Annotated in this window: 12 protein-coding genes; 7 read left to right on the plus strand and 5 right to left on the minus strand. The window is 66.4% G+C overall.

The genetic code is table 11. From position 1 onward, the window contains the following. Positions 1 to 1323 (plus strand): autotransporter outer membrane beta-barrel domain-containing protein (locus ACK5JE_RS09775; protein ID WP_416801521.1); only part of this gene is annotated, 1323 nt, incomplete at its 5' end. A gap of 20 nt (positions 1324 to 1343) precedes the next feature. On the opposite strand, the gene ACK5JE_RS09780 is transcribed toward ACK5JE_RS09775, so the two are convergent. Then, positions 1344 to 3272, minus strand: a complete 1929-nt coding sequence (locus ACK5JE_RS09780) for a sigma-54-dependent Fis family transcriptional regulator (protein WP_416801522.1) — start codon at positions 3270 to 3272, stop codon at positions 1344 to 1346. A gap of 358 nt (positions 3273 to 3630) precedes the next feature. On the opposite strand from ACK5JE_RS09780, the gene ACK5JE_RS09785 reads away from it, so the two are divergent. After that, positions 3631 to 5157: an aldehyde dehydrogenase family protein gene (locus ACK5JE_RS09785; RefSeq protein ID WP_416801523.1), complete on the plus strand. Its 1527-nt coding sequence runs from the start codon at positions 3631 to 3633 to the stop codon at positions 5155 to 5157. 279 nt (positions 5158 to 5436) lie between these two features. Then, on the plus strand, positions 5437 to 6411 hold the full coding sequence (locus ACK5JE_RS09790; RefSeq protein ID WP_416801524.1) for a PDR/VanB family oxidoreductase: 975 nt from the start codon (positions 5437 to 5439) through the stop codon (positions 6409 to 6411). 21 nt (positions 6412 to 6432) lie between these two features. Here ACK5JE_RS09790 and ACK5JE_RS09795 read toward each other — a convergent pair whose 3' ends face one another. Next, a complete protein-coding gene (locus ACK5JE_RS09795; protein WP_416801525.1) occupies positions 6433 to 7620 on the minus strand; it encodes a benzoate/H(+) symporter BenE family transporter in 1188 nt (395 codons plus the stop codon). Positions 7621 to 7706: 86 nt separating this feature from the next. Here ACK5JE_RS09795 and ACK5JE_RS09800 point away from each other — a divergent pair, with 86 nt between their 5' ends. Then, positions 7707 to 8837 carry an alanine--glyoxylate aminotransferase family protein gene (locus ACK5JE_RS09800; RefSeq protein ID WP_416801526.1) on the plus strand — a complete coding sequence of 377 codons (1131 nt, stop codon included), beginning with the start codon at positions 7707 to 7709 and terminating at the stop codon, positions 8835 to 8837. 15 nt (positions 8838 to 8852) lie between these two features. On the opposite strand, the gene tenA is transcribed toward ACK5JE_RS09800, so the two are convergent. Further along, positions 8853 to 9533, minus strand: coding sequence for a thiaminase II (gene tenA, locus ACK5JE_RS09805; RefSeq protein WP_416801527.1), 681 nt, complete (start codon positions 9531 to 9533; stop codon positions 8853 to 8855). 135 nt (positions 9534 to 9668) lie between these two features. Between tenA and ACK5JE_RS09810 the strand changes: the two genes are divergently transcribed. The 3 genes from ACK5JE_RS09810 (at position 9669) to ACK5JE_RS09820 (ending at position 12481) form a co-directional block, all read left to right on the plus strand. After that, a complete protein-coding gene (locus tag ACK5JE_RS09810) occupies positions 9669 to 11069 on the plus strand; it encodes an ATP-binding protein (protein ID WP_416801528.1) in 1401 nt (466 codons plus the stop codon). A 92-nt stretch (positions 11070 to 11161) separates the two neighbouring features. Next, positions 11162 to 11860 carry a response regulator gene (locus ACK5JE_RS09815; RefSeq protein WP_416801529.1) on the plus strand — a complete coding sequence of 233 codons (699 nt, stop codon included), beginning with the start codon at positions 11162 to 11164 and terminating at the stop codon, positions 11858 to 11860. Positions 11861 to 11956: 96 nt separating this feature from the next. After that, positions 11957 to 12481: a Spy/CpxP family protein refolding chaperone gene (locus ACK5JE_RS09820; protein WP_416801530.1), complete on the plus strand. Its 525-nt coding sequence runs from the start codon at positions 11957 to 11959 to the stop codon at positions 12479 to 12481. Between the two features lie 141 nt (positions 12482 to 12622). Here ACK5JE_RS09820 and ACK5JE_RS09825 read toward each other — a convergent pair whose 3' ends face one another. Then, on the minus strand, positions 12623 to 13159 hold the full coding sequence (locus tag ACK5JE_RS09825; RefSeq protein WP_416801531.1) for a C40 family peptidase: 537 nt from the start codon (positions 13157 to 13159) through the stop codon (positions 12623 to 12625). 27 nt (positions 13160 to 13186) lie between these two features. Then, positions 13187 to 13975 carry a YggS family pyridoxal phosphate-dependent enzyme gene (locus ACK5JE_RS09830; RefSeq protein ID WP_416801532.1) on the minus strand — a complete coding sequence of 263 codons (789 nt, stop codon included), beginning with the start codon at positions 13973 to 13975 and terminating at the stop codon, positions 13187 to 13189. Positions 13976 to 14004 lie beyond the last annotated feature (29 nt).

Here is a 14004-nt window from a genome sequence, read left to right on the forward strand (position 1 = left end):
GATGCCGATGGCGTGACCACGGTCTCCGTGCCCGATGGCATCATCGGCAACGTGACGCAAAGTGAGATAGGCGGACCCGCCAAGAATGGCCAATGGCTCGCTCCGGTGGTCACGGTGCAGGGCACCGATCTGAACAAGGCGGGCACCTTTGTCGGTTCGGCCGAGACGACCAATGCGGGCCAGGCACAGCTTGCGCAGCGCGATGACGCCAATGGCGCCAGCAACTATTACTGGACGCTGTCGGCCAAGGTGCCGCAGCCCGAGACTGAACCTGAAGTTCCCATCTACACCCCCGGCACCTCGGGCTACGTGCAGATGTCGCGCATCGACCGCGAGATGGGGCTGGAGCAACTGGGCAAGCTGCACGAACGCGTGGGCGAGCAGCAGACCTGGGCCTGGGATGACTGTGGCATGGTGTGCGCGGATTACCGCGAGCGCACGGCGGCGGGCAAGCGTCCCCACCCGGTCTGGGGCCGTCTGAACGTCACCGACCTGAAGGAGCAGGGCGAGAACCGCTTCGGTTACGCCACCAAGGACAGTTTCATCCAGTTCGGCACCGATCTGCGGGTGCGCACGGATGAGGAGCGCAATCACCAGCACCTCGGCGTAATGGTGACCTACAGCCGGGGTGATCACGACTTCTACGACAGGTACCGCGCCGAGAACGGCGTGGTCACCGACCGCAAGCATGTGGGCACGGGCACGACCGACATGTACTCGCTGGGAGCCTACAGCACCTGGTACAGCGCCAACGGCACCTATCTGGACCTGGTGGGCAACCTCTCGGGCATCCACAACACCTACGACAGTGGCAGCGGTTCGGCCAGCCAGAACGGCTACGGGCTGGGCGTGTCGGTGGAGGTGGGCCGTCCGTGGCGGCTGGGCGACAGCCACTGGCAGATCGAGCCGCAGGCGCAGCTGTCCTATCAGTACGTGCATCTGAACGACTTCGATGACGATGTGCGCACGATCGACGACCAGAGCGGCGGCACCCTGCGCGGCCGGCTCGGGGCGCGGCTGGCCTACAACAACGACAACGGCGAGCAGCGCACCCACACGTTCTACGTGACGGCCAACGTGCTGCATGACTTCACGGGCAACAAGTCCGAGGCGAGTCTTGGACGCGACGAGCTGCGCGAGACCTACAGGCGCACGTGGGGCGAGCTGGGCGTGGGCGCGCAGTTCCCGCTGGGCAAGTCGGCCTACCTGTACGGGGATGTGCGCTACGCGCGCGCGTTCAGTGGCGGCACCGACGTGTACCGGGGCAGTGATACCGCCCATGAAAGCATCAGCGGGCGCGTGGGTGTGCGCTTTGTCTGGTAGATCGAGTGGAGCATTGCACTCTATCTGTTCAGCTTGCGATAGAGCGTGCTGCGGTGGATGCCCAGGCGATGCGCAGCGTGGCTGATGTTCCCCTGACAGGCGCGGAGCGCCTGTTCGATGGCTTGTCGCTCCAGTGTGCGCAGTTCGGCGGCAGGCGCCGCGCCCGGTCCGGAGGCGGCAGGGGAGCTGGTGTCACCGCCCCTGTGGCCGCTGGAATCGGCGCGCCCTTGATCCAACGATGCGGCATCCGGTGACCATGCGACAACATGTGACGGCGCGACGTCCGGTGATCCGACCCCCGGTGAGGTGATGTCCGGGGGCAGGCCGTCGGCCGCGACGGGCGCAGGTCCGGGGTACTGGCAGCGCAGCCGCCGCAGGATACTGAACAGTTCCCGGTAGTTGCCCGGCCAGTCATGTCGCGCCAGGAGGGTCAGCGCATCATCGGCCAGGTGGCCCCCCAGGGCGTGGTAGGCCCCGCCGATGAAGGTGGCCAGATCGATCCGGGTTCGCAGCGGCGGCAGATGCAGCGGCATGTCCTGCAAGCGGTAATACAGGTCGGCGCGGAACCGTCCCTGGGCCACGAGCATCTTGAGATTCTGGTGACTGGCGCTGACCAGACCGAATTCCAGGGGCACCCGTTTGTCCGATCCTAGCGGCTGGACCTCGCGTTCTTGCAGAACCCGCAACAGCCGGGTTTGCAATGCCAGTGGCATGTCGCCGATCTCGTCCAGGAACAGCACCCCGCTTTGCGCCTGCCTCAGCAGGCCGCGCGCGCCTTCGCGCCGTGCGCCGGTGAAGGCGCCTGGATCGTAGCCGAAGAGCTCGGATTCGATCAGATGCTCGGGCAGGGCGGCGCAGTTGATGGCGATGAAAGGGCCAGCGCGCCAGAGGCTGCGGGCATGGATGTGGCGCGACAGGACTTCTTTGCCGGTGCCTGTTTCGCCACACAGCAGAACGGCCAGGCCCGAGTCCAGGGCGCGGACCGCCTGATCCAGCAGGGGGCTGCTGACGACATCGGGCTCGGGAAGCGGGGGGGCAGCCGGGCGAGCGCGCGTCGGGGCCGAGGGGCTGGGGGTGCGCGCAGCGGGCGCGGCCCATGTCGACGCGCGCGGGGGCAGGATCAGGCGGCCGGTCAATGGCTGGCCATCGTGCCGGTGCAGCAGTGTGTCCCGAGCATGCAACGGCCCGTCGATCCATTGCGCGCAGGGTGTGCCGATGAGGCGGCTCCAGTCGGCATCCAGCGCCCGCAATGCCGCCTCGTTGGCGCCGGCGATGCGGGCCTCGTCGTCCAGAAGGAGCAGGGCGTGTTCGTCGTCCTGCGGCCCCTGGCCGAGGCGGAAGTTCAGTCTGCGCAGAGGGCTTTCACCCAGGAGCCGGTCTGCGATTCCCCGCGCCATGCGCTGCACCAGGGCCAGCACGTAATCGTGCATGTCATCGGCCGGACCGGACAGATCCAGAATGCCGAGGATCGCGCCCGTGGCCGAGAAGATAGGGGCAGCATGGCAACTGAGGATGCTGTTGCAGGCCAGGAAATGCTCCGTCCCGTGGATACGCACGGCACTGCCATCGTGCAAGGCTGTGCCGATGGCGTTGGTGCCGCGCAGTGACTCGGCCCAGCTGACCCCGGGTTGCAGCGCCACACGGCGCGCCTTGTCCTGAAAACTGTGGCTGCCGCGCTCATGCAGGATCAGGCCGCTGGCGTCGGCCAGCAGCACGACACTGTCTGCGGAATCCGCGAACGCGCCCAGCGCATCGAGGCTGGGCTCGGCCTGGTACAGCAGATGCTGATGGGCCTCGCGACGCAGATTCAGGTCGGCGCGGGGTATCGGGTTGGGGTCGGCCAGCAATGCGGGGTCGAGGCCGGCGCAGCGCGCCCAGGACTGGTGGATGCGTGTCGCGGCGTGCGTGCGGGTGTCTGGTGCCAGGTGGATCGTGGGCGGTGCCTGCATGAGATTCCCCATCCGGAGATGTCGCGGACACTGTCGCGCTCCGCGGCGGAGCCTGTCGCTGTTTGCGGCGCGCGGTGTCGCAAAGTGCGACAAACCTATGTTTTGAAAGCCGATTCGAGTCCAGTATGCCACTGTCGCAGGGCCTTTTGAAGGACGGGTGGGTAACGACAGGAAACCGCACTCCGGCCTGCCCGGGCGGGGGCGCTGCTGCGCTCCGTTGCCGCGTTGTGGCGATGCAGGCGGTATTCACACGAATTGGCATGAGACTTGCTTGAATGGCGTGAGCGCCATCGCGTGTCGCGGCGGCGCATCCGGATTCCGTGCGCGCGGCATCCGGTCAACCCATCAGGAGACAGACATGGACATGACCGACCTGAAGCACTTTGGCATCGATATCGGCTTTCCCTACAAGAAACACTACGAGAATTACATTGGCGGGCGCTGGGTGGCGCCGATGGCGGGACAGTATTTCGACAATCTGTCGCCGATCACCGGACAGGTGTTCTGCGAGGTGCCGCGTTCGGACGCGACCGACGTCGATGCGGCGCTGGATGCCGCTCACGCGGCGCGCAAGGCCTGGGGCGAGACCTCGGTGACCGAGCGCGCCGGCATTCTGCTGCGCATGGCCGATCGCATCGAACAGAACCTGCGCCTGCTGGCGGTGGCCGAGACCATCGACAATGGCAAGCCGCTGCGCGAGACCATGGCCGCGGACCTGCCGCTGGCCATCGATCACCTGCGTTATTTCGCCGGTTGCATCCGGGCCCAGGAAGGTGGCATCTCGGAAATCGACAAGACCACGGTGGCCTACCATTTTCATGAGCCCCTCGGGGTCGTGGGACAGATCATTCCCTGGAATTTTCCCCTCCTGATGGCGGCATGGAAGCTCGGCCCGGCGCTGGCGGCGGGCAATTGCGTGGTGCTCAAGCCTGCCGAGCAGACGCCTGCCTCGATCCTGGTGCTGGTGGAGCTGATCGGCGACCTGCTGCCGCCGGGCGTGCTGAACATCGTCAACGGTTTTGGCAAGGAAGCGGGCGCGGCACTGGCCTCCAGCCAGCGCATCGCCAAGATCGCTTTCACGGGGTCGACGCCGACCGGCAAGCACATCCTGCATGCGGCCGCCGACAATCTGATTCCCAGCACGGTGGAACTGGGCGGCAAGAGCCCTAATGTTTTCTTCGCCAACGTAATGGACCAGGAGGACGCTTTCTTTGACAAGGCACTGGAAGGCCTGAGCATGTTCGCCCTGAACCAGGGCGAGGTCTGCACCTGCCCCTCGCGCATTCTGATCCAGGAATCGATCTACGAGCGTTTCATCGAGCGCGCCATCAAACGGATCGAGTCCATGAAGACCGGCCACCCTCTGGATGCATCGACCATGCTGGGAGCCCAGGTTTCCAAGGCGCAGATGGACAAGATCCTGGGCTACATCGACATCGGCCGCGAGGAAGGCGCCCGCTGTCTGACGGGCGGCGCGCGCAACGCACCCGGCAAGGGGCTGGACGAGGGGTTCTACATCAAACCGACGCTGCTGTTCGGCGAGAACGACATGCGCGTCTTCCAGGAGGAGATCTTCGGCCCGGTTGCCTCTGTCATGACGTTCAAGGACGAGGACGAGGCCATCGCCATCGCCAACGACACCGACTATGGTCTGGGGGCGGGGGTGTGGACGCGCGACGGTTCCCAGGCCTACCGGGTCGGACGCCAGATTCAGGCCGGCCGGGTCTGGACCAACTGCTATCACCTGTACCCGGCGCACGCGGCGTTCGGCGGCTACAAGCAGTCCGGGATCGGCCGTGAGACGCACAAGATGGCGCTGGATGCCTACCAACAGACCAAGTGCCTGCTGGTCAGCTACAGCCCTGATGCGCTCGGGTTCTTCTAGGATCTTTAATCTGCCGTCCAGGGATGCTTGATCAATCCCCGGCTAGGATCGCCCAATGTTCTGATGAGGGCCTGGTCGATCCGCCGGGGCGTAAGGCGGTGCGCTGTTGATGTGGTTCGCGGCGCGATGGGCTTTATCATATCGGTTGTGATGATCAGCCGATGACCGATGACCGACGACCGGATGAACCCGACCTGCGAGGCGTGCAGGCATGCCTGCGGCATCGGCCTGGGGCCGACGGATCCGTGCGTCTGTAAGGCCGCCTGCAAAGTGAATGACATGACCACCGAATCCCTGACCGTGAAGGTTGCAGGCAAGCGCCAGGTCGCCCAGGACGTTGTCTGCCTCGAACTCGTGGATCCCGAGGGCCGGCCCTTGCCGGCATTCTCACCGGGCGCGCATATCGACGTGCATCTGCCGGGAGGGTTCATTCGCCAGTATTCCCTGCTCAACGACAGCCGACAGCGCGCGCGTTTCCAGATCGGTGTCTTGCGCGAACTGCCGTCGCGGGGCGGGTCGGCTGCCGTGCATGAGCGGGTCCATGAGGGGGATCTGCTGCGCATCAGTCTGCCGCGCAATCGTTTTCCCCTGGCGCCGGCCGGACGCAGCCTGCTGTTTGCCGGCGGCATCGGGGTCACGCCGCTGCTGTGCATGGCGCGTCACTTGCGGGCCATCGATGCGGAGTTCGAGCTGCACTACAGTAGCCGTTCGCGCGCGCGCGCCGCTTTCCTGGATGAAGTGCTCGGGCCGGATCTGGCCGATCAGACCCGGGTGCATTTCGATGATGAGCCGCAGACGGCCCTGGATGCGCAAGCGGTCCTGGCGGCGGCCGATGCGCAGACCCATGTCTATGTCTGCGGGCCGTCCGGCTACATCGATTTCATTCGCGATCAGGCGCGGGCGGCGGGGGTGGACGAGACCCGGATTCATTTCGAACGCTTTGCGCTGGATGAGGACCAGCGCCCCGCTGCCCCCGGCGCGGGCGATGTGGCTTTCCAGGTCCAGTTGGCCAGCACGGGCGAAGTTTTCGATATTCCGGCCGACGAGACTGTCACCTCGGCACTGGACCGGCAGGGGGTGTTCATCCCGGTCTCTTGCGAGGAGGGCATCTGCGGCACTTGCCTGACGGGAGTGAGCGAAGGGGTGCCGGAGCATCGGGACAGTTATCTGACCGAGGCCGAGCATGCGGCCAATGACCAGTTCACGCCGTGTTGTTCACGAGCCCGCACCTCGCGATTGGTGCTGGACCTGTAAGAGCATCGATGTGTCCCTGTCTCATGACCGCTGTTTCAGGGCAAGATGGCAGAGGCTGCCCAGCGCCAGGCCCCAGAAGGCGCTGCCGATGCCCAGCAGGCTCATGCCCGAGGCCGTCACCAGGAAAGTCACGAGCGCGGCCTCGCGGTGTTCGGGCGCTTGCAGCGCGTCGTGAATGCTGCCGCTGAGCGTGCCCAGCAGGGCCAGGCCCGCGATGGCCGCGACCAGTTCGTGCGGGAAGGCGGCAAACAGGGCCACGACCGTGGCGCCGAAGATGCCCGTGATCAGATAAAAGATACCCGCCCAGACCGAGGCCTTGTAGCGTTGCGTGGCATCCGGATCGGCATCGGGGCTCATGCAGATGGCGGCGGTGATGGCGGCCAGATTGAAGGCAAAGCCGCCGAAGGGGGCGAGCAGCATGCCGGTCGCGCCCGTCCAGGAAATCAGCGGCGAGGCGGGGACGCGCGCATAGCCGTTGGCGCGCAGCACGGCCAGTCCCGGGACATTTTGCGATGTCATGGTGACGATGAACAGCGGCAGGGCGACGCCCACGAAGGTCGAGAGCGAGAATGCCGGCGGCATCCAGACGGGGCGGGCGGGTGTCCAGTCGAGCCCGGACAGGGCCAGGCCGCCTTGCAGGGCGGCGCAGACGATCCCGGCGGCCAGGGCGAGCGGGACGGCGTAGCGCGGCAGCAGGCGCCTGGCCATCAGGAACGCGACCAGCATCACGCCCACCAGCAACGGGCGGCCTTGCATGGAGACGAACAGGTCCATGCCGAAGCGCAGCAGAATCCCGCCGAGCATGGCCGAGGCCAGATGCCGGGGCACCCAGTCCATGATTTTCTGGAACCAGCCCGTGATGCCGCATAGCGTGATCAGGGCCGAGCAGGCGAGAAAGGCGCCGATGGATTGCGCCAGACCGATATCGCCCAGGCTGGTCGCCAGCAGCGCGGCCCCGGGGGTGGACCAGGCTGTCAGCACCGGGGCCCGCCAGGCCAGCGCCAGGCCGATGCAGGTCACGCCCATGCCGATGCCCAGCGCCCACATCCACGAGGCCAGCTGGGCATCCTGCGCGCCGGCGGCGTTGGCGGCCTGAAAGACGATGGCCACGGAACTGGTGTAGCCGACCAGGACGGCGATGAAGCCGGCCGAGATGTGCGAAACACGGAGCCAGCCCGCGATTCCGCTTGCTGCCGTGCGTGCTGTCATAGGGTCTCTCCTGGCGCTTGCTGTCCGCCCGGCATTGTACTGTGCCTGAGGGTCTACAATCGGGTCATCATTCGTCGGAGAAGCTCATGTCTGGATTACTGCCTGATGTCGACCCCGAGGGGTTGCTGGAATATTCGGTGGTCTACACCGACCGTGCCCTGAACCATATGTCCGCATCGTTCCAGCAGGTGATGCGCGATATTTCGCGTACGCTCAAGTCGGTGTACGGGGCGCATGCCGCCGTCGTGGTCCCCGGCAGCGGCTCGTTCGGCATGGAGGCTGTCGCGCGGCAGTTCGCCACCGGCAGGCGCTGTCTGGTGATCCGCAATGGCTGGTTCAGCTATCGCTGGAGCCAGATCTTCGAGGCCGGCGGCATCCCCTCCGAAGAGCGCGTGCTCAAGGCCCGTCCGATCGAGACCGGCAGCCAGGCGCCCTTTGCGCCGCCGCCCGTGGACGAGGTCGTCGCGACGATCCGTGAGTTCAAGCCCGAGGTCGTTTTCGCCGCCCACGTGGAAACCGCCTCCGGCATCCTGCTGCCCGATGACTACCTCCGTCAGGTGGCCGATGCGGTGCACGAGGTCGGCGGCCTGTTCGTGCTGGACTGCATCGCATCGGGCACGATCTGGGTGGACATGCGCGACGTGCACGTGGATGTATTGATCTCGGCGCCGCAAAAGGGCTGGACCGCTTCGGCCTGCTGCGGCCTGGTGATGCTGGGCGAGGCCGCCCGCCGCCACATCGAGACCACTCAGAGCACCAGTTTCGCCTGCGACCTGCGCAAGTGGCTGGGCATCATGGAGGCCTACGAAAAAGGCGGTCACGCCTACTACACCACGCTGCCCACGGACTCGCTGGCCGTGCTGCGCGATGTGATGGCCGAGACCGAGGCCTACGGCTATGACCGGGTCCGCTCCGAGCAGCGGCAACTGGGCGCGGCCGTGCGCGCGCTGTTGAGCGAACACGGCTTCAAGAGCGTTGCGGCGCCCGGTTTCGAGGCGCCCGGGGTGGTCGTCAGCTACACCACCGACGAAGGCATCCACACGACACGCAAGTTCGCCGAGGCTGGGCTGCAGGCCGCGGCCGGTGTGCCGCTGGCCTGCGACGAGCCGGCGGATTTCAGGACCTTCCGCATCGGCCTGTTCGGGCTGGACAAGCTGCACAATGTCGCGCGGACCGTGGATTCCCTGGCCCGGGCGCTGGAACGGATCCAGGGGTAATCCCGGAGGCCGGTTTCAGGCGCCGTCCAGCCCCATTTGCCAGAAATCGATCTCCAGACGGGTGGCGTCGCGGAACGTGGTTGCCAGCCCGTCCAGGCGCTCGGCGGTCTGACCCGCCAGCCGCGTGTTCAGCCAGTCCCGCTCGGTCTGCGCCGCCACCTGGAATTCGTCGCTGGCGTACATGGCGATCCAGGCTTCGTAGGGGTTGGCCAGCCCCCGGACGGTGAACGGCTGCGCCTCGATCCAGCGGGCGATATCGGCGTAGCCGATCAGGCAGGGGGCGAGCGCCACATGCAGATCCAGCAGATCGCCCCGATGTCCGGCATCCAGGACATAGCGGGTGTAGGCCATGGTCTCGCGGGCTTCGGGCGAATTTTCCAGCTCGTCCGCGTCGATGCCCCATTGGGCGCAGTAGTCCACATGCAGGCCCATTTCCAGGTCCACGATGGCTTTCAGGCTGTCCAGTCCCTGGCGCAGCTCGGTCAGGGAGCGGCTCTTGTAGACGGCCAGCCCCCAGGCGCGGGCAAAGTGGATCAGGAACAGGTAGTCCTGACGCAGATAATGGCGAAAGGCTTCGGCCGGCAGGGTGCCGGCGGCCAGGGCGCGCACGAATTCATGCTGGCAATAGACTTGCCATTCGAGGGCGCAGCGGGTGAGCAGGGAGGCGAAGGGGGATGAGGTGGCGGATGGGGGCACGCGGGATCTCCTTGAAAACCGGGGTTCCGGCCCGAGTGTAGCCTGCCGCGACCCCGTCCGTCGGTCAGACCCGGGTCGCCTACGGTACGATAGCGGGGACGGCGGGGGCGTCTCTCCGCCAGCGGAAAAGAAGTCATGCGATCGAGCATCACCCTCAAGCTGTTTCTGGCCATTCTGGCAACCTGCATCGTCGTGGCGCTCGCCATGGGCATGGCCGTGCGCTACAGTTTCGACAGCGGGTTCGATGACTATATCCAGGAGCGCGAGAACCAGCGGCTCGACCGCCTGGCGCAGACGCTGGCCGCCGATTACGTCGAGGCCGGGGGCTGGGGCTTTCTGGGCGAGGGCGGCGATCGCCGGGGTCTCAGCCTGCGCATGCCGCACGACGCCCGGATGGGGGGCCGCAGCCGGCATCATGACGGTCCGCCTTCTCGCGTCACGCTGCTGGATGCCGATGAAAGTTGGCTGGCTGGGCCGCCGGTCCCTCCCGGCGCCAAACTGATCCGGCGGCCCGTGACCGTCGAGGACCAGACCGTGGGCTGGCTGCTCAGCCCGTCGCCCATGCCCATGGTCGTCAACGATGAAATCGACCGTCGTTTCCAGGCCCGGCAATTGCGCGCCACCTGGGTGATCGTCGGTCTGTCCGTACTGCTCGCGACACTGGTCAGCCTGTTGCTGGCGCGCCTGCTGCTGGTGCCGGTGCGGCGCATCGCGCAGGCCACCCGCCGGCTGGTGGACGGGGATTTCGATACCCGAGTGCGGGTCGGCGCGTCCGATGAGCTCGGGCGGCTGGCGCGCGATTTCAACCGGCTGGCGCACGGCCTGGCCCGCAATGCCCGCCTGCGCCGGGAATTGATGGCGGACATGTCCCATGAGTTGCGCACTCCGCTGGCCGTGCTGCGCGGAGAAATCGAGGCGCTGCAAGATGGCCTGCGCGCGCCGGACGAAGCCGCGCTGGCCTCGCTGGCGCACGAAATCAGCCGCCTGAACCGGCTGGTGGATGACCTGTATGAGTTGTCCCTGGCCGATGCCGGCGCGCTGGACTATCACATGCAGCCACTGGACCTGTCGGTGCTGCTGGCGCGTGCGCTCGATGCGGTGCGGGAGCGGTACGCCCGCGCGGGCCTGACGCTGGAGCGGGATATCGAGCCGGGTCTGCGGCTGTCGGGCGACGAGCGCCGGCTGGAACAGTTGCTGGCCAATCTGCTGGAAAACAGTCTGCGCTACACCGACAGCCCGGGGCGCGTCCGCCTGCGGGCCCATCGGCAGACGGACGGCATTCTGCTGGAAATCGCCGATACCGCGCCTTCGGTGACGGCGGATCAGTGGCCCCGTCTGTTCGATCGCCTCTACCGGGTGGAGTCCTCGCGCAGTCGCCAGTATGGTGGATCGGGACTGGGGCTGGCAATCTGCCGTTCCATCGTCCAGGCGCACGGCGGCGAGATCGAAGCCACTGCCTCCGATCTGGGCGGGGTGGCGATCCGCATCCGATGGCCCCGGATGGACGGTCGCCAGAACAAACGGGCAGGTGAATGAGCAACCAGGCGGGTGAACGGATGCGCGAACGGGCGGATGCGCGGGTGGCGGATGCGCCCGCCGGCCTTTCCGCCACGGGCGAGGAGTGAGGCATGCGGATACTGGTGGTCGAGGACGAACCCAAGCTGGCCGAGGTGTTGCGGACCTATCTGCGGGCCGCCGGCTATGAGGTGCGCTGTGCGGACGATGGCCTGGCCGTCATGCCGCTGATCGCGCAATGGCCGCCCGATCTGGTCCTGCTGGACCTGATGCTGCCGGGCCGGGACGGGCTCGATCTGTGCCGGGACATCCATGCCGACACGGCCATTCCGGTCATCATGGTCACCGCCCGGACCGAGGAGATCGATCGTCTGCTGGGCCTTGAACTGGGCGCCGACGATTACATCTGCAAGCCCTACAGTCCGCGTGAAGTCGTGGCCCGCGTCAAGGCGGTTTTGCGCCGCAGCGCGGCGGACCCGGCGCCCGCCAGGGCGCGCGAGCTCGGGGGGCTGGACATCGACGAGGGGGCCTGGAGCGTTCGTCTGGACGGCACGCCGTTGGACCTGACCCCGGCGGAATTTCGTCTGCTGGTGCTGCTGGCCAGTCAGCCGGGGCGCATCTTTTCCCGTGATCAGGTGCTGGATGGCCTTTATGATGATGGCCGCGTCGTCACTGACCGGACCGTGGACAGTCATGTCAAGAACCTGCGCCGCAAGCTGGCCGCCGTACGGCCCGACGAAGAGCTGATCCGTTCCGTCTATGGGGTGGGTTACCGGCTGGATCTTGCAGGATCCGCTGACGCTTCTCCATGAAGTCTTCACGATTCGCTCATTTTTACACCGCAGTCGGTCTTTAATCTGTCTCCATGCGGCACCAATGGGGCGCCGCAGGAAACAAGGAAGACCCACATGAAAACCACACACGTCACCCGAGCCCGCACGCTTTCTGCCCTGGCCATGGCCGCCGCGCTGGTTGCCGCGCCCCTGGCCGCTTCGGCGTCGCCCGGCATGTCCGGCGACGGCGGTCCCCGCCATCACCAGAAAGAAAAAGGCGGGCATGGCTTTTTCGGCCACAAAGGCGGCGATAGTGGCCGTTTTGGCAAAGACCACGGCATGCGCGCGCTGAATCTGAGCCAGGAACAGCAGGACAAGATCTTCAAGATCCGCCAGGACAAGGCGCAAGCTTTCTATGACCAGAAAAAAGCCCTGCGCGCCGCGCGCGATTCCCTGCGCGATGTCGGTCGTGACGGTGCCTTTGACGAGGCCAAGGCCAAGCAGGCCTCGGATGCCCTTGGCCAGGCGCAATCCCGGCTGGCGTTGCTGCGCGCCCAGACCCACGCCGAGATCCAGGCGGTGCTGACGCCCGAACAACGCGAAAAAATGTCGCAGATGCGCATGCCTCGACCGCCGTCGGACGAGCCCGCCGATTCCTGATCATCCATTGGTCACCATGATGGGCCGGTCATGATGTGCCGGCCATGGCATATCGACCCTTCGCGTCCTTGAACGGCACCCCGAAAGTCGGACTCCGGTCCGGCCTTTGGGGTGTCTTTCATCGGGCGAACAGCGTCCCTTTCATCGGGCGAACAGCGTTCCCACCGACTGGTAGTGACGTTTGTAGTAGGGGTTGTCCAGCCGGTCGATGCGGACCCGGCCGCCGGTCGAGGGGGCGTTGATGAAACGCCCGTCGCCCAGGTAGATGCCCATATGCGAATTCGGCCGGCCCAGTGTGTTGAAAAACACCAGGTCGCCGGCCTTCAGGTCGCTGCGCGACACGGGCCGGCTCATGCGGGCGATCTGATCGGTGTTGTGGGGCAGGGTGGCGCCCGTGGCCGTGCCGAATACGTATTTCACCAGACCGCTGCAATCAAACCCCTGCTGGACCTGAGCGCCGCCGTAACGATAGCGGGTATCCAGCAGGCTGAGCGCTGTCATGACCACTTCGGTGCGTTTTCCGGGATCGATTTCCGGACCGGGCCGGGCGGTTTTCGGTCCGCCCGAGCTGGTGCAGGCCGCCAGCCACAGACACAGCAGACAGACCGCCAGGGTGCGCAGGACGCGCCCGTAGGCGGGCAGGTTGGGGCGGGGGGCGCGGAGTGGCAGGGTGATCATGGGTCGATCCGTGTATGCAGGCGTCGGTCAGGGCCTGGCGCCGCCTTCGGGCCAGTAATGGCTGTCGGGCAGGTTGCGGGCGCCGAAGATCGCCTGGCCGACGCGCACGGTGGTGGCGCCTTCCTCGATGGCCCATTCGAAATCGCCCGACATGCCCATGGAAAGCTCGGCAAAATCCGCGCCTTGAGGCGCGTCCTGGCGCAACTGATCGCGCAGCGCGCGCAGCAGATGAAAGCAGGGGCGTACCCGGTGCTCGTCCGGGGAAAACAGCGCCAGGGTCATCAGACCGCGCACCCGCAACGCTCCGCAGGCGGGCAGGGCGCGGGCGAAATCCAGCGCCTGTTCGGGTGCCAGGCCGAACTTGCTGGTCTCGCCCGATGTATTCACCTGGACGAAGACGTCCAGGCTGCGGCCTTCTTCTTGCAGCCGCCGGTCCAGGGCTTCGGCCACGCGCAGATTGTCCAGCGCCTGGAATTCCCGGGCGAATCGGGCCACGAATCTGGCCTTGTTGGTCTGCAGATGGCCGATGACCGCCCAGTCCAGATCCGTCAGGTCGGCCATGGCCTCCCATTTGCCGTAGGCCTCCTGGACCTTGTTCTCGCCCAGCAGGCGGCAGCCGGCCGCATGAGCCATGCGGATACGGGCCTCGTCCACGGTCTTGCTGACGGGCAGCAGCCGCACGTCGGACGGATCACGGCCTGTGCGCGCGCAGGCCGCGTCGATGCGCGCGCGGATATCGGCCAGATTGGCCTGGATTTCCTCCGGAGTGGTGGCCGTCTGGTAGGCGGGCCGGGCGGGGGACGATACAGCATTCATTGCAACGGTCTCGGACGATGGAAAAGGGG

The organism is Castellaniella sp., from assembly GCF_047971665.1.
GTDB lineage: Bacteria > Pseudomonadota > Gammaproteobacteria > Burkholderiales > Burkholderiaceae_B > Castellaniella.